This window comes from Cellvibrio sp., assembly GCF_046347455.1.
Taxonomy (GTDB): Bacteria; Pseudomonadota; Gammaproteobacteria; order Pseudomonadales; family Cellvibrionaceae; genus Cellvibrio.
In genome coordinates, this window is sequence record NZ_JAXMGC010000006.1 from 255702 (window position 1) to 282300 (window position 26599).

21 protein-coding genes are annotated in these 26599 nt (G+C 52.6%); 10 read left to right on the forward strand and 11 right to left on the reverse strand.

From position 1 onward, the window contains the following. Positions 1–4 precede the first annotated feature (4 nt). Together fucP and U1F02_RS12880 are read left to right on the forward strand one after the other, a co-directional pair. Positions 5–1357 carry an L-fucose:H+ symporter permease gene (gene fucP, locus U1F02_RS12875; protein ID WP_409990802.1) on the forward strand — a complete coding sequence of 451 codons (1353 nt, stop codon included), beginning with the start codon at positions 5–7 and terminating at the stop codon, positions 1355–1357. Between the two features lie 58 nt (positions 1358–1415). Beyond that, positions 1416–2429 (forward strand): zinc-binding alcohol dehydrogenase family protein, encoded by a 1014-nt coding sequence (locus U1F02_RS12880; RefSeq protein ID WP_409990803.1) that lies wholly within the window; start codon positions 1416–1418, stop codon positions 2427–2429. Positions 2430–2469: 40 nt separating this feature from the next. On the opposite strand, the gene U1F02_RS12885 is transcribed toward U1F02_RS12880, so the two are convergent. The 11 genes from U1F02_RS12885 to U1F02_RS12935 form a co-directional block, all read right to left on the reverse strand. Further along, on the reverse strand, positions 2470–3375 hold the full coding sequence (locus U1F02_RS12885; protein WP_409990804.1) for an FCD domain-containing protein: 906 nt from the start codon (positions 3373–3375) through the stop codon (positions 2470–2472). 178 nt (positions 3376–3553) lie between these two features. Continuing rightward, positions 3554–4702, reverse strand: a complete 1149-nt coding sequence (locus tag U1F02_RS12890; protein ID WP_409990805.1) for an alpha/beta hydrolase-fold protein — start codon at positions 4700–4702, stop codon at positions 3554–3556. A gap of 173 nt (positions 4703–4875) precedes the next feature. Continuing rightward, complete coding sequence (locus U1F02_RS12895) at positions 4876–5286, reverse strand: VOC family protein (protein WP_409990806.1); 411 nt, start codon at positions 5284–5286, stop codon at positions 4876–4878. A gap of 247 nt (positions 5287–5533) precedes the next feature. After that, on the reverse strand, positions 5534–6280 hold the full coding sequence (locus tag U1F02_RS12900) for a DUF1349 domain-containing protein (RefSeq protein ID WP_409990807.1): 747 nt from the start codon (positions 6278–6280) through the stop codon (positions 5534–5536). Between the two features lie 95 nt (positions 6281–6375). Further along, entirely contained in the window at positions 6376–8316 is a 1941-nt protein-coding gene (locus U1F02_RS12905; RefSeq protein WP_409990808.1) for a DUF4038 domain-containing protein, read from the reverse strand. A gap of 51 nt (positions 8317–8367) precedes the next feature. Next, positions 8368–9552 carry a hypothetical protein gene (locus tag U1F02_RS12910; RefSeq protein WP_409990809.1) on the reverse strand — a complete coding sequence of 395 codons (1185 nt, stop codon included), beginning with the start codon at positions 9550–9552 and terminating at the stop codon, positions 8368–8370. Between the two features lie 272 nt (positions 9553–9824). Then, positions 9825–11150 (reverse strand): hypothetical protein, encoded by a 1326-nt coding sequence (locus U1F02_RS12915; RefSeq protein ID WP_409990810.1) that lies wholly within the window; start codon positions 11148–11150, stop codon positions 9825–9827. 417 nt (positions 11151–11567) lie between these two features. After that, the gene (locus U1F02_RS12920; RefSeq protein ID WP_409990811.1) at positions 11568–11954 is read right to left on the reverse strand and encodes a VOC family protein; all 387 of its coding nucleotides are present in this window, start codon (positions 11952–11954) and stop codon (positions 11568–11570) included. Positions 11955–12072: 118 nt separating this feature from the next. Continuing rightward, entirely contained in the window at positions 12073–12411 is a 339-nt protein-coding gene (locus tag U1F02_RS12925) for a hypothetical protein (protein ID WP_409990812.1), read from the reverse strand. A 747-nt stretch (positions 12412–13158) separates the two neighbouring features. Then, complete coding sequence (locus tag U1F02_RS12930; protein WP_409990813.1) at positions 13159–13920, reverse strand: hypothetical protein; 762 nt, start codon at positions 13918–13920, stop codon at positions 13159–13161. Between the two features lie 46 nt (positions 13921–13966). Beyond that, positions 13967–14476: a hypothetical protein gene (locus U1F02_RS12935; RefSeq protein WP_409990814.1), complete on the reverse strand. Its 510-nt coding sequence runs from the start codon at positions 14474–14476 to the stop codon at positions 13967–13969. Positions 14477–14682: 206 nt separating this feature from the next. Here U1F02_RS12935 and U1F02_RS12940 point away from each other — a divergent pair, with 206 nt between their 5' ends. The 8 genes from U1F02_RS12940 to U1F02_RS12975 all read left to right on the forward strand — a co-directional run bounded on the left by U1F02_RS12940 (position 14683) and on the right by U1F02_RS12975 (position 26523). Next, positions 14683–15588, forward strand: a complete 906-nt coding sequence (locus U1F02_RS12940; RefSeq protein WP_409990815.1) for a helix-turn-helix transcriptional regulator — start codon at positions 14683–14685, stop codon at positions 15586–15588. Between the two features lies 1 nt (position 15589). Then, positions 15590–17668 carry a RecQ family ATP-dependent DNA helicase gene (locus U1F02_RS12945; RefSeq protein ID WP_409990816.1) on the forward strand — a complete coding sequence of 693 codons (2079 nt, stop codon included), beginning with the start codon at positions 15590–15592 and terminating at the stop codon, positions 17666–17668. Further along, positions 17665–19074 (forward strand): DNA-processing protein DprA, encoded by a 1410-nt coding sequence (locus U1F02_RS12950; RefSeq protein ID WP_409990817.1) that lies wholly within the window; start codon positions 17665–17667, stop codon positions 19072–19074. Before U1F02_RS12945 ends, U1F02_RS12950 begins: the two co-directional genes overlap by 4 nt. 65 nt (positions 19075–19139) lie before the next feature. Then, entirely contained in the window at positions 19140–20636 is a 1497-nt protein-coding gene (locus U1F02_RS12955) for an N-6 DNA methylase (RefSeq protein ID WP_409990818.1), read from the forward strand. Next, positions 20633–22159, forward strand: a complete 1527-nt coding sequence (locus tag U1F02_RS12960; RefSeq protein ID WP_409990819.1) for an N-6 DNA methylase — start codon at positions 20633–20635, stop codon at positions 22157–22159. Before U1F02_RS12955 ends, U1F02_RS12960 begins: the two co-directional genes overlap by 4 nt. Beyond that, positions 22152–23390 (forward strand): restriction endonuclease subunit S, encoded by a 1239-nt coding sequence (locus tag U1F02_RS12965; protein ID WP_409990820.1) that lies wholly within the window; start codon positions 22152–22154, stop codon positions 23388–23390. The genes U1F02_RS12960 and U1F02_RS12965 overlap by 8 nt, the downstream gene beginning before the upstream one ends. Continuing rightward, positions 23383–26370: a type I restriction endonuclease subunit R gene (locus U1F02_RS12970; protein ID WP_409990821.1), complete on the forward strand. Its 2988-nt coding sequence runs from the start codon at positions 23383–23385 to the stop codon at positions 26368–26370. Before U1F02_RS12965 ends, U1F02_RS12970 begins: the two co-directional genes overlap by 8 nt. A 12-nt stretch (positions 26371–26382) precedes the next feature. After that, positions 26383–26523 (forward strand): hypothetical protein, encoded by a 141-nt coding sequence (locus tag U1F02_RS12975; RefSeq protein ID WP_409990822.1) that lies wholly within the window; start codon positions 26383–26385, stop codon positions 26521–26523. The last annotated feature ends 76 nt before the right edge of the window (positions 26524–26599 follow it).

The window sequence follows — 26599 nt, forward strand, 5'->3', positions numbered from 1 at the left end:
TTCCATGGCCAACCCGAGCGCTAGTGTTCAAGAATCGCATCAGTCGGTGGATGCGCCCTCAGAAAGTTTAGTTCCCAAACATATGCTGTTGGCATTTATGTTGGTGACCTTTTGTTTTGCTCTGTGGGGCTTTGCAAACGATGTGACTAACCCAATGGTTGCCGCATTTCAAAAAATCTTTTTAACCACGGCGACAGATGCAACTTGGGTGCAAGTTGCCTACTACGGTGGTTATGGGTTAATGGCATTTCCCGCCGCATTTTTTATTCGTCGCTATTCCTACAAAGCGGGCATTTTAATGGGGCTCGGGTTGTATGCTGTCGGTGGGTTATTATTTGTGCCTGCGAGTTATATTGGTGAGTTTTATCCTTTCTTAATTGCCTATTTTATTTTGACATCTGGCTTGTCTTTTTTAGAAACCAGCGCCAATCCTTACATTCTTTCCATGGGGCCAGCAGCAACCGCAACGCGTCGCCTTAATCTTGCGCAAGCGTTTAATCCTATCGGTGGTTTGTTAGGAATGTACGCTGCATCGCAATTTATTTTGGCGCGCATGGATTCACGCGACCGCGCTACGCGCGAAACCTTATCTGCTGCGGATTTTGAAGCAGTTAAGTCTGCGGATTTGGCTGTGCTAAGTCATCCTTATATTGTCATAGGTATTGTAATCGCGGTTATGTTTTTGCTGATTGCCTGCATGAAAATGCCAAGCGGTAAAGAGACCGTCGAAGGTAATAGCACCACTAAAGAAATTTTTGCCCGCTTGATTCGTACGCCACGTTATGTGGAAGGTGTAATCGCGCAGGTGTTTTATGTGGGCGCGCAAATTATGTGTTGGACTTTTATTATTCATTACGGCACTGAAGTGTTTGTTGCCCAAGGAATGTCAGAAGCCGCCGCACAAGTTAAATCGCAAAATTTCAACGTTATCGCCATGATTATTTTTTGCGTAAGCCGTTTTATTTGTACTTTCTTATTGAAATACATTGCACCCGGAACCTTGTTAATGACGTTGGCTGCGGGCGGCATTGTTTTAAGTGTTGGAACTATCACGTTGGGCGGCAGTTTAGGTATTTATTGTTTGGTGGGAATTTCTGGCTGCATGTCACTCATGTTCCCCACGATTTATGGAATTGCACTCGAAGGTATTCGCGGTGACGATGCAAAATTTGCAGCCGCAGGTTTAATTGCCGCCATCGTCGGCGGAACATTTTTGCCCATGTTGCAAGCGGTAATTATCGATAACTGGTCATCCAGTGCTTTATCGGCAACACAAGCGTCCTTTTCATTGCCATTGTTGTGTTTCTTGATTATTGCCGTTTATGGGTACAGAGCAGTTAGGGTTCACCCCAAATAGTTGGGTATTAACTATAAAAGTCATTTAAGTGGGGCCTGATTGGCCTCGGGGAAGAGATATGTTGTCAGTTGTGTGCGTTGAGCCCGGAAAGTTAACGCTGGAGGATAGGGCGGAACCGGCTCTTATACCGGGCATGGTAAAAGTTAAGGTTCGATCCATTGGAATATGCGGTACGGATTTCCATATTTACGAGGGTTCTCATCCGTTCCTGCAGTACCCGCGCGTTATGGGGCATGAGCTATCGGGTGAAGTGGCGGAAACGAATCTTGGCTCAGCATTATCAGTGGGTGACAGGGTTATTGTTAACCCCTATTTGCCGTGTGGTAAATGCATCGCCTGCAGAAAAGAAAAGCCAAATTGCTGCACCAATATCCGTGTTCTTGGTGTGCACACCGATGGTGGTATGACTGAATTTATTACGGTTCCGGAAAGCCAACTTTACCCCGCAGGTGATTTAACCTTTGCGCAAGCCGCAATGGTAGAGTTCCTCTCCATTGGTGCACATGGCGTGCGTCGCGGTGAGATTAAATCGGGCGACCGCGTCTTGGTGGTAGGTGCAGGTCCCATAGGTTTAGGTGCCGCGCTTTTTGCACAAATCGCAGGCGGTTCGGTCGCTATTTTGGATGTGAATGCAGCTCGCATATCTGGCGCAGAGTCATTAGTAAAAGGAGCTAAAGGTTTTGTATTGAGTTCAACCACCGACGCAGACATTGAACAACACACCAACGGCGATATGTTTGATGTAGTCTTGGATGCAACTGGAAATAAGCGCGCTATGGAAGCGAGCTTGAAATATGTTGCACACGGTGGAAGCAGCGTGTTTATCAGCGTGGTGAAAGATCAAATTACCTTTGATGATCCGTTTTTTCACGCGCGCGAAATGCGCATCATCGGCAGCCGAAACGCGACCAAACAGGATTTCAATACCGTTATTTCGTCCATCAAGGATGGAAAAATTCCGATTGATCTGCTGAATACGCATACCGCGGAATTAAAAGATCTACCAACTAAATTACCGCAATGGCTTGGTGAACAGGACAGCTTGATTAAAGCGGTAGTGACGCTAGCTTAAAGAAGAACCGAATCAAACGATAAATAATCGTTGATTCGGTTTAATCCGTTAGGCCGTGCGCAGAACGCATTAGCGTGCGTTGCGCCGTGTTGAGGTGTTTTTCCAAGCTCATTACCGAGCCGGCAATATCGCGCGATAATAAATTGTTCAATAAATCTATGTGTTCAGATACCGCAATCGCATTGCGCTCTTTCTCGTCTGATTTGTCCCACTGATAGTGATAGTGGCAAATGAAAGTCACTATATTAAAAAACTGGTTGATAAACCGGTTGCCGGATGCGCTTTGAATCAGCCGATGTAGGCGCGCATCCAAAGCAGGGAAATCGTTAAATTTATTATCTATATCGGCAAGCAAAGCTTTGTGTTCGGCAAGTAAATCACTTAATTCACCCCAAACCGGGTCTTCAGCAGGGCGCTCGAGCAACGCACGAATAGACGCCATTTCCAATATCTTTCTAAAACTAATCAACTCCTCAGCAAATTGAACATCAAACTCAACCATTTGCCATTGCGCTCTCGGGTTCTTTTTAATGAGCCCGGTGTGTGCAAATTTAATTAAAAACTCACGCACCGTAATGGTGATGCAGTTGGATTTTTTGGCTAAATCTAACTCAGAAAAGCGATCGCCCGGCATTAATTTGCCAGAGCTAATCAAGGATAAAAAATACTTCTCGAACTGTTCTTCTTTGGTGGAAGGCTCATTGCTGATGTCAAAATAATCAGTTGGTTTCGGTGCACGTAAAACAATTTTCAAATTGCCTTCACGCTTCAAAATACCTTGGTCGCACAAGTGTGTGATTGCAGTGCGCACAGTGGTGCGGCTTATGCCCAGATCACGTGATAAAGCAAAATCATTGGGTAGCTGCGAGCTTCCGGGGGCAGCGTCTTTAATCAAGTCCAGCAATTTGTTGGTGGATTGTTGTAGCAGGTAACTCAGTTCGGTCATAACCAAAGCCTAGGGGAAATAGTCGGTGCTAATGTAGCTTTTGAGGCTGTATTTAGTCTATAGGCTTTGTGTTTGAATTTGATAGGTTTGATAAAAGGCTTTGGATTCGGCGGGTGTACGTTGGTGCGAGTTACTAGATATTTCAGTGCGCAAATTATGCGCACTGAAATAAATTGTATTAATCCTTAAACAACAAAGGAGCGAATTCGCGCAAGCTGCGTCTCCAGCTTAAGAATTCGTGTGCGGTGTCGGGCGAAACGTAAAGCACACTGTTAATGCCAGCTGCTTTCAAAGCTTCGGTATTGGCTTTTGGATCGCCAACAAAACCGCGCATGCGCTCGTCCATCATTTCGCGGCTGCCATAACTCACGAACGCAAGCTTCACTTTTTCTTTAAAGCCGGGTGTTGCATTTACGTCGTCGATTTTGAATGAGCCACCACTGAATAATCCGATATAAGCAAACTTATCCAAATTAGCCATAGTAATGGTTTTGGTTTCCATGCCGCCCATTGAGAGGCCAGCCATTGCGCGATTTTTGCGGTCAGACAAAGTGCGGAAATGTGAATCAACATAAGGGATTAATTCATCAATTAACACGGTTTGGAATGGTTTGATATCAAATGAACCAATGGTGCCAAACTTGGCTTCGTTGGTCATGCCGTAGGTGGTTACGATAATAAAGGGCTTAATTTTTCCTTCGGCGATCAAGTTATCCATAATCAAGTTCGCGCGCCCTTGGTTCATCCATGCGTATTCATTTTCACCCCAACCGTGTTGCAGGTACAGAACTGGGTAATTTTTTTTGTCGTTCTTTTCGTAACCTGGAGGCGTGTAAACAAATGCACGCTTGGTTGAGTTTGTGCTTGCAGAAGGGAAGAGAACTTCCTGTACTAAACCGTGAGGAACATTTTTAACAGCGTAAAAATCTTGATCGTGCGCTGGAATCTCAATGCCGCTTTCCCAACGAACAGAACCGTAATAATTCATCGCGCCCGGGTCATTGAAAATGCCGCCGTCTACTTTGAGGTGGTAATAATGGAAACCTTCATCCATAGGGCCTGCAGTAGTTCCTGTCCAAACACCGTCAGCGCCTTTCACCAAATCAGTTCCGCCTTTTCCGCCCAAACCTAAACTTACGTTAACGGCTTTGGCGTCTGGCGCTTCAATACGGAAGCGCGCGTAACCTTGTGAGTTCACCTGCGGGTACTCTTTGCCGGGTTGGTTCAAACTGGACGGTTTGAAATCTTCCAGCACTTTTTGATCTGCTTGCGCGAAGCACAAGCTTGGCAAGGCCAGCGCAAGCACTGCTAAACCTTTGTATTTCATTATTCAGCCCTCTGTTTTCGTTATGTTTGAGTGTGTAACGCTGTGTTAGCGTGGCCATATTGTATGACATTTATTCTGGCGTAAAACGACCCAACGCACATATGCACATTCATTTCATAATTAGGTGTTTCCGCTCATAAGCGGCGGCGGCAGCGGCGCATTTTCTGGATTCCCTAGCTTGAGCTAGTCATTGCCGATTGATCCATCCACATAGCACCCCAAATATGTCCGTCGGGATCAGCCATATCGCGACAATACATAAAGCCATGGTCTTGAACAGGGTTTATATCTCCCGTTCCGCCATTCGCTGCCGCCGCTTCATTCATTCGATCAACCTGCTCCCGGCTCTCCACAGACACAGAAAGCCCAACCTCGCTGAAAGTTGATGGCGGAATAGGGCGATTGGTAAACGTACGCCATTTTTCGTGGGTAATGAGCATGACTTTAATGTGCTCGCTCCATCCCATGCCAGCCGTACTTTCGTCAGAAAATTGAAGGTTACGTACGAATCCCAAGGCTTCGTAAAAGCGAATTGCAGTATTTAGATTAGAGACGGGTAGGCTGATAAAAATCGTTTTATTCATTTGCTTCTCCATAAGTTGTTGCAGAAATGTCATACGTCTATTAGTCGAATGGAACAATTCAAATTCGACAACTAAGAAGAATATTTTTCGTTTGAATAGCGAAAGCGAATAGACTTCTGTAATGAAAATCTAGTTTTTGAAGCAAGCTGGAGCGAAATATTGGAAGGAAATTGAGCGGGGACTGCTATAACAGAGAAAAAGCACTCCGATCTCAGGAGTGCTTTATAAGAAACAGAAGGCTTACAGTTTAAATCCCCATCCTAAAATCTTTAACGCTTTCGATTATGAGTGAAGGGTTTTCAAATTGGGTTGAATTGCCATTACCCATAGGTGACTGAGAGCTCACGCCAACCCAAATAGTGGCTGGGTAGCTATTTTTATAAAGCCTCGCCAAATTCCATTTCACTTTATCTTCAGAAAAATAAAACGCGACTGTTTGAGTGTCTGAGGAAATTTTTAAATACACCGATTTTTGACCAATGGGTTGGTGATTGTTGTCGTCCGAGGTTTCAATGGTTCGTACACTAACAACGCGCGTTGTAGCTCGTTCATCGCGTTCAAACGCAAATTTCTGCCATAGCTTATCGGTCACAAAGATATAAAGCGCGCCGGCATCGTAGGTTTCTTTGAAGTCGGGGCTCACTTTTGCAGTTAGGGTGAAAGGTTTGGTGTTGTCGATTTTTGACAGTAATACAGGTGCATTGCTGTTTGAGAGCTTGCCGTCGGGGTCGTTAAAGAAATCGGTTTTGGCGTCGCTTTTAAATGTAAGGTTTCCATCTTTGATGAAAACATTTTTTTCTGCGGAGTTAAGGCATTTTGTAAAATGGATTTGCGGTAACTGAAATGAACAAGCTTTCTCCACGCTAGCGGCAGCTTGCATGGGTACAATAGCAATAGCTAGCGAGCCGAGAAACAGCCCGCGCAATTGCTGTGTTAAATGCTTAAAGCGTTTTGCGTTTAATGTTGCTGCATGAGCTTGGGCTGCTTGGTTCATGTGTCACTTACTCCGTATTATAGGTTTAGAGTTCAGAATGGAATCCGGTAGCTGAACTATAGCGCTCAAGGCTCATGCTTTCAAAGTGCAATTCCTCATAAGGAAATTTTTGCCGCCCAATCGCGGCTGGCAACGGACTCCTGCTGTGGGAAGCTTTGTAAATTAAGGGTTCCTTCGTCATCTGCCCTTAAGGCTAAAGGCTTTTCCCATTTGCCGGTCACGGGGTCAAACCATTTCAGAGTATAAGTCTTGCCGGGTATAAAGCCTTTTAGCTTGGGCACTTCCGATTTATTTTCAAAATACAGCAGCGCCAAATCTTTCTCAGCTGTGCGCATCATATAACTCCACCCATCGAGGCCGTCTTCGGGACTGCCTGCCGCTTTACGCGGAAAAATCTGGTCAGAAGCCAATAACAAATTCTGATAACGCTTGCCTTCGGATTGCACAAAGTTATTTAAATGTTGCATGTAGTTGGCTGATTCATAATTCATCGCATCCCAAAAATGCGGGCGTGCACCAGCGGGTTCGCCAGTGGTGGTGATATCATACGCAGCTGTACCATGCACATGGCCAGACAATCCACCCGAGAGCACAGAGCCGTACATTTGCGCGCGCGCAAAATAATTATCTCGCGCGGAGTTGGCAGGCGGTTCTTCACCAGCGGGTTTGTTAATAGAGTGAAGCCAGCCAGTGTAGTAGGGCTCAAAATTAATCGTTGGGTACGCGGGCGTTAATTTAAATTCGGTTTCAAGAGTTTCGCTCACACGGTGATCGCGTGGTTTGTTGCCCACGCTGTGCATATTTAACCAAGGCACTTTATCGCCATGGCCAAAGGCTTCATAAGTAGAGCGATCAATTAAGGTTGTTACAGGTTGATTAAAAGGCGGCGGGCCGTATTTTTTTAGATGATAGGTAAGTGCTTCGTTAAATTGCGCAGCTGTAAGACTAAAGTCTTTTGGAATCCAATCCAAATGAATGCCACTAAACAATAAATTGTTCGCACCATAGCGTGCAACTATGTATTGCATGTAGCGCGCAAAGGTTTCATTAAAATTAAAATAGGCATTCCAGGACGGGCCAACATCGCGGCGAACCGTTTCTAACAGTGGCACAAAACCTTGTGCGGATAAGTAATTCATTTTGCGATCAAGGCTTTTAAAGTAAGCGGGGTTGATGCGCGTAAAGTCCGAAACCCCTTTGCGCTGCGCGGACATAGCAAAGGGTAGGTTGCCATATTCATCGCGCATACTTTTTGCGGTAAAGGAACCCCAGTAACTTACGCCGCCGGATGCATCGGTGCCCTTACCACTTGAAACGTCGTAACCAAATTTTTCCCACGCATTGCGCACATAAATTCCGCTCGCGTCCGCATGGGTACTCGGGTTTACGTCCGCGTCCCAGTTGGGGAAAGATGAAATCATGCTGACGGAATTAAAGCCCTGCCTTTTACGAAAGGCGACTGCATCTTCAAAACCCATGCCGGGGCTCGGCGTGTAATCATTGGATGTTGGTGCATTGCGAAATGGTAGGCGCCAGGTTGTGCCCGCAAGCCATGTGTCGCCCACCATAAAAAACGGTGTGCCATCGGCATATTCAAGTGCGTGACCATTGGGTGATACACGCACAAAACCGCGACGGTTCGGGTTTTGTTGTTTTTCTTTCTTAGACCATGATGCAGCTGTGAATGAGCCGGTGCGACCGTTCAAGCCAGAATCATCATTGTGGTTTGCACCGCTCGTCCACGTCCATTCACCCGGTACTGTTGCAACCAAGCGCACCACAAAGCGGTTGTCCCCATCCCAAAAGCCGTATACGCGCTTATAAAAATTCGGCCCCTTGAGTTGAACCCACATATCCACATCGGTGTAATAATTTTTGTAAGGCTTGGCTGCAAAAAACACCAGCTCTTGCATCTCCCATACATGCACAGATTTTTGCTGCGCATTTTTGGTTAATGGCGCAACGCAGCTCATGAGTGAGAGTGTCACGCACAACAACAAAATCTTTTTTGCTAGATGTGAAAAAAATCGGTTCATGGTTGGACTCTCTTGGTAAAACACGGCGCCTCCCTGCGCCCATGGAGTTATTTATTTAACACGCGTAGTGAAATGCAAGGTTGCTGCTTGGCTGCCATCACCGTTTTCAGAATCGTAGAAAGATGCTTCTAGCGCTCCAAGCGGTTTCAGTAATAGTCCACGCGTAGTGCCATCTAAGATGCGCTGCATAACAGGGCGAGGAATGGTGACCAAAGTTTTTCCGCCAGCTTGGGCAACGTCTGTATCAAAAATCATTTGGCCATTATGCGTGGATACCAAATCTTTTCCCTGCGTAAAGCTTGCATAAGTCACTTTGTCTTGTTGCCAGTTTTCTTCACCGCCAAAAATTTCAAACACGCGCACCTTTTCAAATTCAATACCAAAATCTTCGCCCTGCGCACCAATGTAATCACCACCTTTTTGAACCGATTGTGTGGTGAGTTCCAGTACACCAGCATCATTGGCTTTTTGGCCGCTAAAGCTTTGAAGGTCCCAGCGCAATATTGGGTATTGGCCTGCACTAACGGTTAGCACGCGCGCGTCGTCAGATTTCCAGCTGTTAAAATTCACCAACGGAAATGCTGAGTTGATTGTTGAATCGTGTTTGACTTTTACGTGATGTTTAAAGCTATCAATCGCAGCAACGAGTGGGTGGTAAACAAGTGGCTCGCCTAAATCCGGTTTTGCATTTTTTACTTTCACCACATCGGCGCGGTAATAATCCACATCCAAATAATGTTCACCCAAGCCCCAATCGGTTACACCCAATTGCACATTCACTTGGTCACCGGGCGCAGCATCAAAATTCTTCGTGGTAAAACTAATCACTTGCCAGCCTGGTTTTAAACCGAGGTCATATTCGCGCAAATGCTCGTGAAAATCTGTTGTGCGTTGCGTGTTAAGCATAAAGTTAACGCGACGAGGCGAATCGCTGGGGCGCACGCGCGCTTCTACACGCAATTCGTAATCGGGACTTTTGAGTTTCTCCATGTCCAGGTACTTTGAAACGTCGCGTTTAATAATCGTCCAATAAATATTGTGTTCGTCTTTAGTCGCATCAACTTGCATGCGCGCAAATCCATCCATAGGAATAAATTTAAGCTCGGCATTACCATCGCCCGTAAAGGTGTGCCATTCAGCAGTAGATTTGCCGTTGAAATCATCAAAAAATTGCGCGTGGCAAAGTGGGGTAGTGGTTAAAAGTCCGCTCAAAAGTAGGGTTTTTATGTTTTTCATTGCTGTGCCTCTTTAGTTAGAGCCACGGAGCTTAAACGGGGTTTGTTTTAAATTCTACTAAAGTGGTTTGAATGTGCGCGATGTTTATCTTTCTTTACAGTCGGGTGCGTTTGGTTTTTATTGGTGAAAATTGTCCGCTAGAGGAAGTGGTTATTTTTGCGGGGATGTTGAATAAGTTAGGTTGTTCAATAATTTCAATTTTACGGCAATTAGGTTTTTCTTATGAGCGAGAAGCCATCCACTCATTTAATCGATAAGTGGATGGCAGCACGCTACCGAACAGACGCTTTAATGTCATTCATAATTTGGTTGAAAGGCGTAAAGAAATCGGTGTGGTAAGCGCTCTTTTTTTGCGGATAAACCTCAACACTTGCCGTTGTGATATAGCCAGATTTTACTTTCTTTTGTGTCAACTCCGCGTTGTAATCAAATTTAGCTCTATACAAAGACAAGCGAGAACCTTTGGGTTTCACGCTAAAATTCTTTTCACGTAACATGGGTTGCAATTTGTCCAAGGAAAGTTCTGAATTAAAACTTTCTACCTGCGTAATGAAGCGAGTATTCAATAAAGACAAGCTATTAATTTCGCTGGCTTCCATCTGCGCAACCGTTTGATTTCCGTCTAGTGACTGTGAGGGCGGTAAATCCCTCGAAAAAAAGCCATCGGTAGCTTTGTAATCGCAGTGTAGGTATTTCTTTTGCGGTTGGCAGTTAGCAGAAATTTTGTATTCAAGAAATGTATCGAAGAGATGCTTCGGATGACGAATGCTCATTCCCGTGCGCAGAATATAAGTTGATTTATCGTCACGCGATTTTTGCGTTTTCACATATTTACGCATGGTTTCATTTTTTGTTTCTTCGTTTAATGAAGTAAAGATTTTATCTTGTTGGTGTTGCAAATCCTCACCTTCAATTAATGGCATATCGATCGAAAAAATAATTCCTTTAACTTGCATTGGGTAAATTTTGGGCTGGAACTGTTCCGCAGTAATTTGTTCTGGTATTTGTTGGAGCTGTGCTGCAACAGGTGCTTCTGGTGGTTGTTGGGACTGTTGTACAACAGATTCTTCAGATGCTTTTTGCGGTTTGCAGTGGGGCAGGGAGTCCCTGGCATCGTAGATGTATTCACGTTGTTCCATGTCTGGCTCCCGCACCCTTTGTGCACCAGCAAGCTTTTGAGCTTCCAAATTGCAAATTCCGCTTGAATTAACGACATATTTCAAGTGGTAATCTTTATCGGTCGCATTCAAGGTATAGGTAATCTGACAAGAGTTAGTCACAGATTGCCTTTTATCGCGCTGTCTAGCCAAAACATAAGCTACCGTAAAGCTTACTGGTTCTCCTCGTTTAACCTTAACTTCTTTGATGATTTCATCTTTCTGCATGGGCACGAGCATCATGCCTTCACATTGTTCGGGTTTTTCATAAATAGTGATTTTTTTGTCACCTTGTGGTAACTCAAATTTTATTGTAGATACATCACCAGTAATCGGCTGATCGCCTGTAACGGGTTCCATGTAAGTGCGGGTTTCGCAGCCGCATAAAACTAGTGACGTGAATACAATAAAATTAAAGCTACCTTTTTGAAAATTGAACATCGCCTCGCTAACTCCCATGTAAGAATTTATTTGACTGATAGTGCTTATAGCAGTGATACAAACTTTATAGCGGAAATAGTAACCAATTAGATTCATGACAAACAAAGATGTGTAGGCACATCTGCCTGACGCGGAATATTGCTTTAATCTAATTGATATTGCAATTAGTGCTGGTGAGTCTGCTCATCATCATGATGCGATTGCGTCATTTTAGCTCAATGAAGCGGACAACCATACCGACAAGGTAGAGAAAGCCTGGCAAGACAGTGATTGAAAAATTCATGCAAATTAATCTCGCGCTCAAAAGTTGCGGTAGTACAACTTCTGAGAAATCCAACTACGCTTTTGCAAGTGCGGGGTAGACGTTAAAAAATGGTCAGCACGAAGTGTGCAGTGCTGGAACGACTGTTAGATTTATTATTTTTTAACATGTGTTCCAATCCACCAAAAATTGCCTTGTGCATCTTTAACACCAGCGCTTCGATCTCCATACGCTTGATCTTTTGGCTCCGATACTGATGTGGCTCCAGATGCCAATGCTCTTTTGTAAGTTTCATCAACAGATTTTACATAAATATGCGTTGACGAAATTACTGAAAAACCTTGATTTTGGCGTTCACCTAACATAATTACCGAGTCATCAATTTTTACTTCGGCGTGTTTAATTGAGTTGTTAGGCCCATCAATTTTATATAACAGAGTAGCCTCAAATGTTTTTAACAAAAACTCAATTTCTTGCTCTACATTTTCAATTAAAAGATATGGTGAAACCGAATTATGACCATCAGGAACATATGAACTCATTTTTTTCTCCATTCAATCTAAGGCCGAGCTAAGCAGGAAGCTGTCCAACAATCGACGGTTGCGATGCTTGTGCGATTTGTTAGGCTTAACCCAAGCCGAAATAAACTTAAATTTGTGTTTAATTTTCTTCGTTTTTGAGTATTTCGCGCTGCTCGCTTATTTGATTTAAATGTATTTGCATTTCAAGTGCAGCAACACCGATATTAACGCTAGCAGTTAAAGATAAAGGTCTTTCAGCCAAAGGTCTTCCTTCAAGCTCTTGCAACGCAATTTCCAGTATTCTGTACATTTGCGACGTAGAAGCTCTTACTGCTTTTTCGTTAAGTGATTCAGTAACGGAAGACGCTGTATTTGAAATTGACTCCACACTTCCTTTTACTGTTGTGGCAACACCATCTATTGCTTCATTAGCCTTTGATACAGCTTGCGAACCTAGATCTTTTATTTTATCAAGCATAATTTAAATCCTAAGCAAATGTTTCGAGGTATTAGCCTAACAGTTTATTGAATTGCACTAACTATATAACCCGCTGAAGATTAATCCAACTAACTTGGCGTTAACTGCATAAATACAAAGGTAGATGAATCCTCAATAGTTTTAGCTCGCATTAATCAATGACTTAATTATGCTCAGAATTAATTGTGGAGTTACACACCACAGGCAACCTGAATTATTCCTAATTCCCAAGTAATCATTATTTTTAACGCGTCGTCAATTTCAATTTCGACCTATGGCACTCGGACTTTTAGAGGCTGGGAGAGTAGTAAGTGGAGGAGGGAATTCACTCGTCACATCCATGTGCCTCTCCCTTCGGGCAGCCTCACTGTAAAAAATGACTATTTATTGTTTTGTGGCAGAAAACCGCTCCTGCGTTTTCTGTATTTCCGCCATCCATGGCGGTCAACCCCGACTTTGAAAGTTCAACAGGCGCCGCTTCGTGGCCAATAAAAAACCCTTGTCACTTTCGTGACAAGGGTTTTGTTATTGGTGGTGGGGTGGAACCCTGCGCCAAACCTATGTAACTCAGCGCCTTACGACCGCTTCGAACTCCTGCGGAAAGGTGCGGAATCCAGCCCCGACTGCCAACAATCCTACCAGTTCTGCCCCGGCCGGGTCACCAACCGAGCGCATCGGGCAGGACGCCAGTTCGATTCCCATTTGCGGAATTGAACCCGCGTCCGCATCGACTCACCCGACTTTCGATCAGGCGGTGACGAACCGCTCCCGAAATGCTTGCCGGCCCTGGTCGTAAGGTACAGGGTTGGTGGCGTGCGGGATCGGCGCGTTTCTGTCGCCGATGAGGTAATTGATCCGGTAGGTGCAGTTGCCGGATGGGTGCAGCATGCCGCCAATCACCCGTTCGGGATTCAGCACCCGCTCCTGGATCAGTCGATCCAGCACCTTCTGGACCTGCGGCCCGAGCCCGACGAACACGGCATCCTTCAGTTCCTCGACCTCCGCCGCGAAGTTCTCCAGCAGGTACTTCCTCAGCAAGAGGTGCTTGGTCATGTCTGGAGAGCCACGGTAATCGTCGTCCTTGACGAACACCGGATAGCGCAGGAGGGATGTGGTCTGCACCAGGTGGCGCGACGTGGAGAACAGGTCGGCAGAATCGGTCAGGCCGAGCCACTTGTGAAAGCCCCAATGGTTGAGCTGGTTGATGAGGTTGCTTCGCAACGGCTCGCCACTGAATGCGCCGACGCTCTTGGCGGCCTGGATCGCTTCCGTGCTGGACTTGCCGGCCTGAAGCGCGCGCCGCGCCTCGTTGTTGGCATTGACCATCTGGGTGGGGCCCGGTGTGATCCCGACCAGAACGATCCGCGCACTTGGGTTGATGTACTCGAACGGTGCGTAATAGATCTTCACGTCGCCACTTGCATCCATTAGGAGGCGCGGATCGCGCACCATCGGAGGCGTCGCCCCACAAAGAATCGGCGCGTACTTTTCGATCAAGTCTGTTTTCATTGTTTGATGTGTCCTGGTTTACGTCTGGTCCGACAGCCTGCTGAAATCAGTCCGAAGCCCACAGCCGATCGTCATCCTGAGTCGCGGCCCAGAAGTCATCGAACAGGGCCAGCTTGGCTTCGTCCTTGGTCGCGTAGGTCTTGGCGCTGAACCGGCTGCCGATCCGGTAGCCCCAGCGCTTGAACTTGTTCATGTGGACGCCGAGGTTGTGCCCATCGACGTTCAGGAAGCTGTTCCCCTTGGCGGACACCCGCCACTTGCGCTGCAGCCATCGGGTTCGGCGTGCTGCCCGGTTGCGCAACTTGGCCTCACGCCGTTTCGGTCCTTCGTAGTCGCCACTCATCTTCTCGGCGCAGACGCAGCCAACGTCGAAGTTCTCATCCAGACCCGGGTGCTCCATGATGTGGACGTAGCGGATCTTCTCGTTGCCGCACATCTGGCAGGTCGCGTAATCGGTTTCGCCCGCCGACTCGCCGTCGGCCCGCAGGTCGACCACATCCACGCAGTGCCATCCTTTGTGGGGCACGCCCGGCTGGTCCCATCGATTTCCGCTCATGCCGTTCACTCCATTTCGAAGTGCTGAAGCTCCGGAAAAGCCTGCACAGCGTCCATGCCAGTCATATCGTCGCTGCGCCGCTTGTGGTTATCACAATGCGACCCACCAACAAATCACAAACGAATTATGGACAGATTTTAGAGCGGACCATATACTTTCCGCAATAGCCATCACAAGCATTCGCTAACCCGAACGAGCCAGCCAGGATGTCGAACGAACAGCTTGCAGATCTAACCCAGCCACAACGCGACCGGCTCGCGTTTGTGGAATTGCGCGTGCGCTTCATTGGGGAGATACGCCGTCAGGACTTGGTCACGCGGTTTGGCATCCAGTCCGCCGCCGCATCCAGGGATCTGGCGCTGTACAAGGAGTTGGCCCCGGGCAACATTGATTACGACTCCAAGGGCAAGTCCTACGTCCTGGGGCCGGACTTCCGACCCGTCTTCGACTTCCCCCCGGAGCGGGTGCTGTCGTGGCTGACCCAGGGCTTTGGCGATGGTGAGCCGATGCGGCTCAAGGCGTGGGTGGCCAGCGAGAGCCCGTCACGGCTCACGCATCCGGATCTGGATGTGCTGGCGAGCGTGACCCGTGCGATTCACCAGGAGTGTCCGCTCGGCATCGAGTACCACTCCATCTCCAGTGGCCGCACCGAGCGGGAGATCGTCCCGTTCGCGCTGATCGACAACGGTCTGCGCTGGCACGTCCGCGCCTTCGACCGGAAGTCGCAGGAGTTCCGGGATTTCGTCATCACTCGGATCAAGCGCCCGGTCCTTATGAGGGATGCAGAGGTTCAGCCCCATGAGCGCAGTGATCAGGACATCCAATGGACCCGGATCGTGGAGCTGGAGATGGTGCCGCACCCGGACCAGCCCCGTCCTGAAATTACGGAGATGGACTACGGCATGGTTCGCGGGTCACTGCGGATGAAGCTGCGTGCTGCCACCGCCGGATACATCTTGCGGCAGTGGAGCGTGGACTGCTCTCCGGACCACAGTCTGCGCGGTTACGAATTCAGGCTCTGGCTGAAAGATCACCTGGCGCTGTACGGCGTCAAGAACGCTGTGTTGGCGCCGGGGTACCGCTCGCCTGACCAAAATAAGGGAGAGCAATAACGTGGCCTACGACCCAAAACGCGCGCTGGAACTGCTCCGGATTGGCTCCGGACGCGCCGATGCCACTTTCCGCGACGGCCAAGAAGATGCCATTCGTCACATCGTCGAAGGCAAGGGCCGCTTGCTGGTCGTGCAGAAGACCGGGTGGGGTAAGAGCTTTGTCTACTTCATCGCGACCAAGTTGCTGCGGGAAGCTGGAGCCGGCCCTGCGTTACTGATCTCGCCGCTGCTGGCGCTGATGCGAAACCAGATTGCAGCAGCAGAGAGGATGGGGGTTCGCGCCGCCACCATCAATTCCGACAACATGGATGACTGGACTGCAGTCGAAGGCAAGCTGGCCAAGGGTGAGGTCGACATTCTCTTGATCTCGCCGGAGCGCCTGGCGAATGAGCGCTTCCGGACGCAGGTTCTGGCCGGCATTGCTGCACAGATTTCGATGCTGGTCATCGACGAGGCGCATTGCATTTCCGACTGGGGCCACGACTTCCGCCCGCACTATCGCCTGTTGGAGCGGATCGTCAAAACGCTGCCGCCAAACCTGCGCTTGCTCGCCACCACGGCAACGGCGAATAACCGCGTGATGGAGGACCTTGCTGCAGTGCTCGGTCCGAAACTGGATGTTTCGCGTGGCGACTTGAATCGGACCTCGCTTTCCCTGCAAACGATCCGCTTACCCAGCCAGGCTGAGCGCCTTGCCTGGCTGGCAGAGCAACTGGCCACGCTGCAGGGCCACGGCATCATCTACACGCTGACGGTTCGTGATGCCAATCAAGTAGCGCAATGGCTGAAGACCCAAGGCTTCAACGTGGAAGCCTACACCGGTGAAACCGGCGATCGCCGAGAACAGCTTGAGCAGGCGCTGCTCAACAACCAAGTCAAAGCGCTGGTTGCCACAACAGCGCTAGGCATGGGTTACGACAAGCCGGATCTGGCTTTTGTCATCCACTACCAAATGCCAGGATCGGTCGTCGCCTACTACCAGCAGGTTGGTCGCGCGGGACGCGCACTGGACTCCGCCTATGGAGTGCTCCTCAGCGGTCAGGAAGAGTCTGACATCACTGACTGGTTTATCCGGAGTGCCTTCCCGACCCGACAAGAAGTTGCCGACGTCCTGGGAGCGCTTGAAGACGAGCCCAACGGGCTATCTGTTCCCGAGCTGCTCAGTCGAGTCAATCTGAGCAAAGGACGTGTCGACAAGACGATTGCACTGCTTTCCCTCGAAGCCCCGGCGCCCATCGCCAAGCAAGGCAGCAAATGGCAGCTCACGGCTGCAACGCTGAGTGAAGCGTTCTGGGATCGAGCGGAACGCCTCACCGCGCTTCGACGAGACGAGCACCAGCAGATGCAGGGCTACGTCAGCCTGCCGTTTGGTGAGCACATGGGCTTTTTGATTGGCGCGCTCGACGGCGATCCAAGTGTTGTCACAGAACCTGCCTTGCCGCCATTGCCTGCAACCGTGGATACCGAGCTGGTCAAAGCCGCCGTCGAATTTCTTCGTCGAACCAGCTTGCCTATCGAGCCCCGCAAAAAATGGCCCGACGGTGGAATGCCCCAGTACGGCGTCAGGGGATTCATCGCCCCTGCCCATCAGGCCGAATCTGGCAAAGCCCTCTGCGTCTGGGGCGATGCCGGTTGGGGCGGCTTGGTTCGACAGGGTAAGTACCACGACGGCCACTTTTCCGATGACCTCGTTGCTGCGTGCGTGAAGATGATTCAAGAGTGGAATCCGCAGCCGAGCCCGACCTGGGTGACCTGCGTTCCTTCGCTTCGGCATCCCGAATTGGTGCCGAATTTCGCGCAACGCTTGGCTGCTGCGCTGGGTCTGCCGTTTCATATGGTCATCGCAAAAACAGACGCAAGGCCCGAACAGAAAACGATGGCAAACAGTACACAACAGGCGCGCAACATTGATGGTTCGCTCGCACTCAACGGCCAGCCCATTCCTCCCGGCCCGGTCCTCCTGGTGGATGACATGGTCGACTCGCGCTGGACCCTGACGGTGGCTGCATGGCTGCTGCGCAAAAGCGGTAGTGGTGCAGTTTGGCCGATGGCCCTTTCACAGACGGGGCACGACGAATGACGCCAGTCCTCTCACCCAATACACAGGCGATCCTGCTGCTGACGGCGCCGCTCATTGCCGGACGAGGCACGGCGTCATCGGATCTTCTCTCGCCTGGTGAATACAAACGTCTTGCACGCCATTTGCGCGAGATCCAGCGTCAGCCTGCGGATCTCCTATCGCCGGATGCAGCTGAGATCCTGCGTGCGTGCCAACCGGTGATTGACGAGAGCCGCCTGCAGAAGTTGTTGGGGCGCGGATTCCTGCTGAGCCAAGTGATCGAGCGCTGGCAAGCGCGCGCCATTTGGGTGGTCAGCCGCGCCGATGCCGAGTATCCGCGTCGTCTGAAGACCCGCCTGCGCGAAGATGCGCCGGCAGTGCTCTACGGCTGTGGCGACATGGCTTTGCTCGAAACCGGTGGGCTTGCCGTCGTCGGATCGCGGCATGTGGACGACGCCCTCATTGACTACACCATGGCAGTTGGCCGGCTCGCTGCTCGGGCAGGCAGAACGCTTGTCTCCGGTGGCGCCAAGGGCATCGATCAGGCCGCCATGCGAGGTGCGCTTGAGGGAGGTGGAAAAGTTTGTGGCGTTCTGGCGGACAGTCTGGAAAAGACCACCATGAACCGCGAGCACCGCAACCTGCTGCTCGATGGGCAACTGGTCCTGATTTCGCCCTACGATCCGAGTGCCGGGTTCAATGTCGGCAACGCCATGCAGCGGAACAAGCTGATCTATGCCCTGGCAGACACCTCACTGGTGGTCAGTTCCGACCTCAACAAAGGTGGCACTTGGGCGGGCGCTGTCGAGCAGCTCGACAAACTCAAGTTCGTCCCGGTCTTCATTCGATCGACCGGCGAGTCTTCCGCCGGATTGGATGGATTACGAAAGAAAGGCGCACTTCCCTGGCCGAACCCGCAAGATGTGGATTCGTTCGAGGACGTGTTCAACGTGGCGATGCCCACGCCGACTGCATCCCCACAGGTTGGTTTTGCGCTGTTTTCAAACGAAGAACCAACGTCGGCTGACGCCAAGCCAACGGCGCCCGTGCCACCCGACGCCGCGCCAGCGCCCCAGGCCGAAAGTGAGCCATCGGCACCGGTCGACGTTGTTTCCGATGCGCAGCCACACGCTGCGGCATTGGAAGAACTGCCGCCAGTCACACCAGAGGCTGTGGCGCCGATAGACGAGGCCAAGGAATCTCCGCAGCCGGAATCGACCCCTGCCGAAGTGCTCTTCGCTGCCGTGCGTATAGCGATTCAGCAGCTATTGAGTACGCCGATGAAGGATGCGGAGGTGGCCGCCGCGCTGGATGTGTCCAACGCTCAGGCCAAGGCATGGTTGCAGCGCCTTGTTGACGAGGGCGTGTTGGAAAAGCAGAAGAAGCCTACGGGCTACATCGTCAAGCAAAAGCGGCTGTTCGAATAACCGATGAAGACCAAACAAGAACACAAGCCGCAGTGCGACGGCATCGATACAGAAGGGCCATGCGTTTGAGCGACCAACAAATCACCCTCAGCCAGCTCGAAGGTCACCTCTGGGAATCCGCCAACATCCTGCGCGGCCCGGTGGATGCGGCTGACTTCAAGACCTACATCTTTCCGCTGCTGTTCTTCAAGCGCATCTGCGACGTCTGGGACGAGGAGTACCAGGAGATCGTTGATGAGACCGGCGACGAGCAACTGGCCTGGTTCCCGGAATCGCACCGCTTCCAGATCCCGGAAGACTGCCACTGGAACGACGTTCGCACCAAGGCCAGCAATGTCGGGACGGCCCTTCAGCGCGCGATGCGCGAGATTGAGAAGGCCAACCCCGAAACCCTGTACGGCGTGTTCGGCGATGCTCAGTGGTCGAACAAGGATCGGCTGTCTGATGCCTTGCTCAAGGACCTGATCGAGCACTTCTCCAAGCTGCCGTTTGGCAACAAGAACGTCAATTCGGACTTGCTCGGCAACGCCTACGAATACCTGATCAAGAAGTTCGCCGACGCCACCAACAAGAAGGCCGGCGAGTTCTACACCCCGCGCAGCGTCGTGCGGCTGATGATCGACATGCTCGATCCCAAAGAAGCCGAGACCATCTACGACCCGGCCTGCGGTACCGGCGGCATGTTGCTGGCCGCTGTGCAGCACGTGAAGGAACAGCATGGCGACGTGAAGCGGCTGTGGGGCAAGCTGTACGGGCAAGAGAAGAACCTCACCACCTCATCCATTGCGCGGATGAACTTGTTCCTCCACGGCATTGAAGACTTCCAGGTGGTGCGCGGCGACACGCTGCGCAACCCGGCCTTCTTCGAGGTCGATCGGCTGGCCACCTTCGACTGCGTCATCGCCAATCCGCCGTTTTCGCTGGAAAAGTGGGGCGAGGACCTGTGGCTGAACGATCCCTTCGGCCGCAACTTTGCTGGCCTACCGCCCTCATCCAGCGGTGACTTCGCGTGGGTGCAACACATGGTCAAGTCGATGGCCGACGTCAGCGGCCGCATGGCCGTGGTGCTGCCCCAGGGCGCACTGTTCCGCAAAGGCGTGGAAGGCAGCATCCGTCAGAAGCTGCTGGAGATGGATCTGGTCGAGGCCGTGATCGGCTTGGCGCCCAACCTGTTCTACGGCACCGGCCTGGCCGCATGCATCCTGGTCCTGCGCAAGCGCAAGCCCGCCAAGCACAAGAAGAAGGTCCTGATCGCCGATGCGTCACGCCTGTTCCGCCGGGGCCGCGCGCAGAACTATCTGGAGCCCGAGCACGCCGCCGAGATCCTCGGCTGGTATCGCGGCTTTGCCGATGTGCAGGACGCGGTCCGCGTGGTCGGTCTCGACGAGATCAAAGCCGAGGACTGGACGCTGAACATTTCGCGCTATGTTCTTCCGCCATTGCAGGAAGACATCCCACCGCTGCCCGATGCTATCGCGGCATTCAAGGACGCGCTCACCCGCTGCCGTGAAGCCGAAGAGCGGCTCGCGCAGGTCATGACTGAAGGGGGATGGCTGCAATGAGTCACCCAAGCAAACGCATCAGCCAACAAGAACTCGAAAGCTACCTGTGGGGCGCCGCCGTATTGCTGCGTGGTCTCATCGACGCCGGCGACTACAAGCAGTTCATCTTCCCGCTGCTGTTCTACAAGCGCGTCTCGGACGTTTGGGACGAGGAATACCATGCGGCGCTCGCCAACTCGAAGGGCGACCTCTCCTACGCCCAGTTCGCGGAGAACCACCGTTTCCAGATTCCCGAGGGCGCGCACTGGAACGATGTTCGCCAGGCACCCAAAAACGTCGGTGCAGCCATCCAGAAAGCCATGCGCGCTATCGAGACCGCCAACCCGGATCTGCTCGATGGCATCTTCGGCGATGCCCCCTGGACCAACCGCGAGCGCCTGCCCGATGAAACGCTGAAGAACCTGATCGAGCACTTCTCGACGCAGACACTCTCGGTGGCCAACGTGCCGGAGGACGAGCTCGGCAACGCCTACGAATACCTGATCAAGAAGTTCGCGGACGACTCCGGCCACACGGCGGCTGAGTTTTACACCAACCGCACCGTCGTCCACTTGATGACGCAACTCCTGGCGCCACAGGCAGGCGAGTCAATCTACGACCCTACCTGCGGCACCGGTGGCATGTTGATCTCGGCGCTGGACGAGGTGAAGCGCTCGGGCGGCGAGTACCGCACGCTCAAGCTCTACGGGCAGGAGCGCAACCTCATTACTTCATCCATCGCCCGCATGAACCTGTTCCTGCACGGCGTGGAGGACTTCGAGATCATCCGGGGCGACACCCTGGCCGAACCCAAGCACATCGAAGGCGACCGTCTGCGCCAGTTCGATGTGATCCTGGCCAACCCGCCGTACTCCATCAAGCAGTGGAACCGCGAGGCCTGGAGCAGTGACAAGTGGGGTCGTAATTCGCTGGGTACGCCGCCGCAGGGCCGGGCCGACTACGCCTTCCAGCAGCACATCCTGACCAGCCTCACCGACAAGGGGCGGTGTGCCGTGCTCTGGCCCCACGGCGTGTTGTTCCGTAACGAGGAACAGGCCATGCGTGCCAAGATGGTCGAACAGGACTGGGTCGAGGCCGTCATCGGCTTGGGCCCCAACCTGTTCTACAACTCCCCGATGGAGTCGTGCATCGTCATCTGCAACCGCAAGAAGGCGGCTGCTCGCAAGGGCAAGGTGATCTTCATAGACGCGGTGAACGAGGTCACCCGGGAACGGGCGCAGAGCTTTCTGAAGCCCGCGCACCAGCAGCGCATCCTGAGCGCTTACAAGACCTTTGCCGATGTGCCCGGTTTCGCCAAGGTCGCCACCCTGGCCGAAATCGGCATCAATGCGGGCAACCTCTCGATCCCGCTGTACGTGAAGCGCATTGCCGCCGCCATCGCCACAGACAGCAATGGTGACGCGGTATCGCTGCGCTCAGCCTGGGACCAATGGCAAACCGATGGCCGTGCCTTCTGGCAACAGATGGACGCGCTGGTGGAAACGCTGGATGGACTTATTACGGAGGACATCGAGCGTGTCTGACAAGAACAATAAAACCCTGAAGCCCGACTGGCGTCCGGTGAAATTCGGCGACGTGGTGCGCCTCTCGAAAGCCCGCAGCCAAGATCCGCTGGCCGATGGTATTGAACGCTACGTCGGCCTGGAACATCTCGAACCCGGTGATTTGCGCATCCGCAGCTGGGGCAACGTTGCGGATGGCGTGACCTTCACCAGCGTGTTTCAACCTGGACAGGTGCTGTTCGGCAAGCGCCGCGCTTACCAGCGCAAGGTGGCTGTGGCGGATTTCTCTGGGGTGTGTTCCGGGGACATCTACGTGCTGGAGACCAAGGATGCGCAGGTCTTGCTGCCGGAGCTGCTGCCATTCATTTGCCAGACCGATGCCTTCTTCGATCACGCTGTTGGCACGTCGGCGGGGTCTCTGAGCCCTCGTACAAACTGGACGAGTTTGGCGGACTTTGAGTTTGCACTGCCATCAATGGATGAGCAGGTTCGCCTACTTGAACTTCTTGCTTGTGCTCGAGAATCGGCAGAGTCCTATGCATCTGCACTGGAAGCCGCAAACGAAATGCTGAGGTCGGGTCTGGTTTCGATCTTTGCAGCAGCAGGGTGCTCTCCTGCAAACACAGAAATGTCCCAAGCTATCGTTCGCCCAGAGTGGCGATTGGTCTCTGCTGCGGATATCTGCGTGGCACCGATCACAAAGGGAGCTACGCCATCTGGCGCTACTGGCGTAAGCGACACGGGCATCCCATTCCTCAAGGTCTACAACCTCACATTTGATGGATCGCTTGATTTCACTATTGAGCCCACATTCTTGAGTTCCGAAGCGCATTCCAAAGAATTGGCAAGGTCGAAGGTTCAAGAGGGCGATGTACTCATGAATATCGTGGGCCCGCCTCTCGGTAAGGTTTCGATTGTTCCTGCAAAGTTCCCGAGCGCAAACATAAATCAAGCGATCGCTCGTTTTCGAGCCAGAAAAGAAATTTCTCCGAGGTTTATCGCGGCATATCTGCTATCAGATTGGGCGCAACGCTGGTTGGGGTCTAGATCGAAGAAGACCTCTGGTCAGCAGAATTTGACGCTGGAGCTTTGCCAAACGCTACCCGTGCCTCTGCCGCCAGATCATCTAGCAGAGGGTGTTGTTTCGGCCATTGATGCGCTCTTCGAGTCTGTACGGCTGACCGAGGAAAGAAAATTGGCAACAGAACGCACCTACAAGAAAATTTTGAGGGAGGTATTCGGCGATGTTTAACGAATCCAATACCGTCGAAGCCTACGTCCGCGATCTGCTCGCCGGCCCAGTCAAGGCTGTCCTGGCCAACACCGCCCAGGAACCTCAGGCCAGCTACGGACCCAGCCCCAAAGGCATCGGCTGGCGCTACGCCGCCCCGGCTGAGGTCCCGCGCCAGATTCAGGAAGTGCTGGTGGAACCGTGGGTGCGTGAAGCGCTGATCCGCCTGAATCCGGAGATTGCCGCTCAGCCCGACCGCGCCGACGAGGTGCTCTACAAGCTGCGCGCCATCGTGCTGTCGGTGCGATCGGATGGGCTGATCCGCGCCAACGAGGAAATGACCGCCTGGATGCGTGGTGAGCGCTCGATGCCCTTCGGCCCCAACAACGAGCATGTTCCGGTGCGGCTGATTGACCTGGATGATTTGGCGCAGAACCAGTACATCGTCACCCAGCAGTTCATCTACCGCGCAGGCCCCACCGAGCGCCGCGCCGATCTGGTGTTGTTGGTCAACGGGCTGCCGCTGGTGCTGATCGAGGCCAAGACGCCAGTCAAGAAGTGCATCAGCTGGGTCGATGGCGCGGTGCAGGTGCACGACGACTACGAGAAGTTCGTACCCGAGCTGTTCGTCTGCAACGTGTTCTCGGTGGCGACCGAAGGCAAGGCTTACCACTACGGGTCCATCGGCCTGCCGGTCAAGGATTGGGGGCCGTGGCATCTGGATGGCAATGGGGAGGATGGTCAGCACCACCCGCTGAAGTCGCTCAAGCTGTCCGCTGAGAGCATGTTGCGCCCGCATGTGGTGATGGACATCCTCGGCAGCTTCACTCTGTTTGCCACGGACAAAAAGAAGCGCCGCATCAAGATCATCTGCCGCTATCAGCAGTACGAGGCGGCCAACAAGATCGTCGAGCGCGTGCTGGCGGGCTACCCCAGGAAGGGCTTGATCTGGCACTTCCAGGGCTCGGGCAAGTCGCTGCTGATGGTGTTTGCCGCGCAAAAGCTGCGAATGCACGCCGGCCTGAAGAATCCCACGGTGCTGATCGTGGTGGACCGGATCGATCTGGACAGCCAGATCACCGGCACCTTCACCGGGGCGGACATCCCCAATCTGGAAAAGGCGGACAGCCGCGAGAAGCTGCAGCAGCTGCTGGCGCAAGACGTGCGCAAGATCATCATCACCACGATCTTCAAGTTCGGCGAGGCCACCGGCAGTCTGAACGACCGCAGCAACATCATTGCCCTGGTGGACGAAGCCCACCGCACCCAAGAAGGCGACCTGGGCCGCAAGATGCGCGAGGCCTTGCCTAACGCGTTTCTGTTCGGCCTGACCGGTACGCCGATCAACCGTGCCGACCGTAACACCTTCTACGCCTTTGGTGCAGACGAGGACGAGAAAGGCTACATGAGCCGGTACGGCTTCGAGGAGTCGATCCGCGACGGTGCCACACTAAAGTTGCACTTCGAGCCCCGGCTGATTGACCTGCACATCGACAAGGCGGCGCTGGATGCCGCCTACAAAGACCTGACCGGCGGCCTGTCGGATCTGGACAGGGACAACCTCGCGAAGACCGCCGCCAAGATGGCCGTGCTGGTGAAGACGCCCGAGCGCATCCGCAAGGTCTGTGAGGACATCGTCGAGCACTTCCAGACCAAGGTGGAGCCCAACGGCTTCAAGGGCCAGATCGTCACCTTCGACCGCGAGTCCTGCCTGCTGTTCAAGGCCGAGCTGGACAAGCTGCTGCCGCCGGAGGCCACGGACATCGTCATGTCGGTGCAGGCGTCTGACAAGAAGGAGCACCCAGAGTACGCGGCCTATGACCGTTCACGCGACGAGGAAGAACGTCTGCTCGATCGCTTCCGGGACCCGGCCGACCCTCTGAAGCTGATCATCGTCACGGCTAAGCTGCTGACCGGCTTCGATGCGCCCATCCTGCAGGCCATGTACCTGGATAAGCCGCTGCGTGACCACACGCTGCTCCAGGCCATCTGCCGGGTGAACCGCACTTACTCCGAGCAGAAGACCCACGGACTGATCGTGGACTATCTCGGCATCTTCGATGACGTGGCAGCGGCGCTGGAGTTCGACGATCAGAGCGTCAAGCAGGTGGTGAGCAACATTCAGGAGCTGAAGGACAAGCTGCCTGAGGCGACGCAGAAGTGCCTTGCCTTCTTCGCTGGCTGCGACCGCAGCTTGCAAGGCTACGAGGGCCTGATCGCTGCGCAGCAGTGTCTGCCCAATAACGAGGTGCGAGACAACTTTGCCGCCGAGTACAGCGTGCTCAACAAGATCTGGGAGGCACTGTCACCGGATACCGTTCTGGGCCCCTTCGAGAAGGACTACAAGTGGCTGTCTCAGGTGTACCAGTCGGTGCAGCCCTCCAGTGGCCACGGCAAGCTGATCTGGCATTCGCTGGGCGCAAAGACCATCGAGCTGATCCACCAGAACGTGCATGTCGACGCGGTGCGGGATGACCTCGACACATTGGTGCTGGACGCCGATCTGCTGGAGGCAGTGCTCTCGAACCCAGACCCTAAGAAGGCCAAGGAGATCGAGATCAAGCTCAAGCGCCGGCTGCGCGGGCATGGCGGCAACCCCAAGTTCAAGAAACTGTCGGAACGACTCGATGCGCTGAAGGACCGTTTCGAATCCGGACAGATCAACAGCGTCGAGTTTCTGAAGCAGTTGCTGGAGATCGCCAAGGAGACGCTGCAGGCCGAGAAGGAGGTCCCGCCCGAAGAGGACGAGGATCGCGGAAAGGCGGCGCTCACTGAACTGTTCAATGAGGTCAAGACTTCTGAGACACCCATCATGGTCGAACGGGTGGTCACAGACATCGACGAAATCGTGCGCCTCGTCCGGTTCCCGGGCTGGCAAGGCACGCAGGCCGGCGAGCGTGAGGTCAAGAAGGCCCTGCGCAAAGCCCTCTTCAAATACAAGCTGCATGCGGATGAAGAGCTGTTCGAGAAGGCCTACAGCTACATCCGGCAGTATTACTAAAGGGGGCGGGGGATGACCACTCAGACGATAGATAGTGCACCGCAGGCGACCTGGTTCGTCGGCGCGAGCTATGGCGGTACAGATGATCAGATGCCGCGATTTCTTGCAGAAGGCATTTGGGAGAACGGCTACGACATGAGGATCGGTGTTTGATGCGCCAGGCGCACTGGGTCAGCCTTTCAGACGGGGTCAGTAAGCCATACGCATGTGGTTATGACCATGAAAAGCT

Bases quoted from the DNA above. Each gene is read 5' to 3' on its own strand.
- U1F02_RS12925 (WP_409990812.1), bottom strand. From the start codon at position 12,411: ATGCTTGATAAAATAAAAGATCTAGGTTCGCAAGCTGTATCAAAGGCT.
- U1F02_RS12960 (WP_409990819.1), top strand. From the start codon at position 20,633: ATGAGTCACCCAAGCAAACGCATCAGCCAACAAGAACTCGAAAGCTAC.
- U1F02_RS12895 (WP_409990806.1), bottom strand. From the start codon at position 5,286: ATGAATAAAACGATTTTTATCAGCCTACCCGTCTCTAATCTAAATACT.
- U1F02_RS12940 (WP_409990815.1), top strand. From the start codon at position 14,683: ATGTCGAACGAACAGCTTGCAGATCTAACCCAGCCACAACGCGACCGG.
- U1F02_RS12935 (WP_409990814.1), bottom strand. From the start codon at position 14,476: ATGAGCGGAAATCGATGGGACCAGCCGGGCGTGCCCCACAAAGGATGG.
- U1F02_RS12885 (WP_409990804.1), bottom strand. From the start codon at position 3,375: ATGACCGAACTGAGTTACCTGCTACAACAATCCACCAACAAATTGCTG.
- U1F02_RS12970 (WP_409990821.1), top strand. From the start codon at position 23,383: ATGTTTAACGAATCCAATACCGTCGAAGCCTACGTCCGCGATCTGCTC.
- U1F02_RS12910 (WP_409990809.1), bottom strand. From the start codon at position 9,552: ATGAAAAACATAAAAACCCTACTTTTGAGCGGACTTTTAACCACTACC.
- U1F02_RS12950 (WP_409990817.1), top strand. From the start codon at position 17,665: ATGACGCCAGTCCTCTCACCCAATACACAGGCGATCCTGCTGCTGACG.
- U1F02_RS12930 (WP_409990813.1), bottom strand. From the start codon at position 13,920: ATGAAAACAGACTTGATCGAAAAGTACGCGCCGATTCTTTGTGGGGCG.
- U1F02_RS12915 (WP_409990810.1), bottom strand. From the start codon at position 11,150: ATGTTCAATTTTCAAAAAGGTAGCTTTAATTTTATTGTATTCACGTCA.
- U1F02_RS12900 (WP_409990807.1), bottom strand. From the start codon at position 6,280: ATGAACCAAGCAGCCCAAGCTCATGCAGCAACATTAAACGCAAAACGC.
- U1F02_RS12975 (WP_409990822.1), top strand. From the start codon at position 26,383: ATGACCACTCAGACGATAGATAGTGCACCGCAGGCGACCTGGTTCGTC.
- U1F02_RS12920 (WP_409990811.1), bottom strand. From the start codon at position 11,954: ATGAGTTCATATGTTCCTGATGGTCATAATTCGGTTTCACCATATCTT.
- U1F02_RS12905 (WP_409990808.1), bottom strand. From the start codon at position 8,316: ATGAACCGATTTTTTTCACATCTAGCAAAAAAGATTTTGTTGTTGTGC.
- fucP (WP_409990802.1), top strand. From the start codon at position 5: ATGGCCAACCCGAGCGCTAGTGTTCAAGAATCGCATCAGTCGGTGGAT.
- U1F02_RS12890 (WP_409990805.1), bottom strand. From the start codon at position 4,702: ATGAAATACAAAGGTTTAGCAGTGCTTGCGCTGGCCTTGCCAAGCTTG.
- U1F02_RS12880 (WP_409990803.1), top strand. From the start codon at position 1,416: ATGTTGTCAGTTGTGTGCGTTGAGCCCGGAAAGTTAACGCTGGAGGAT.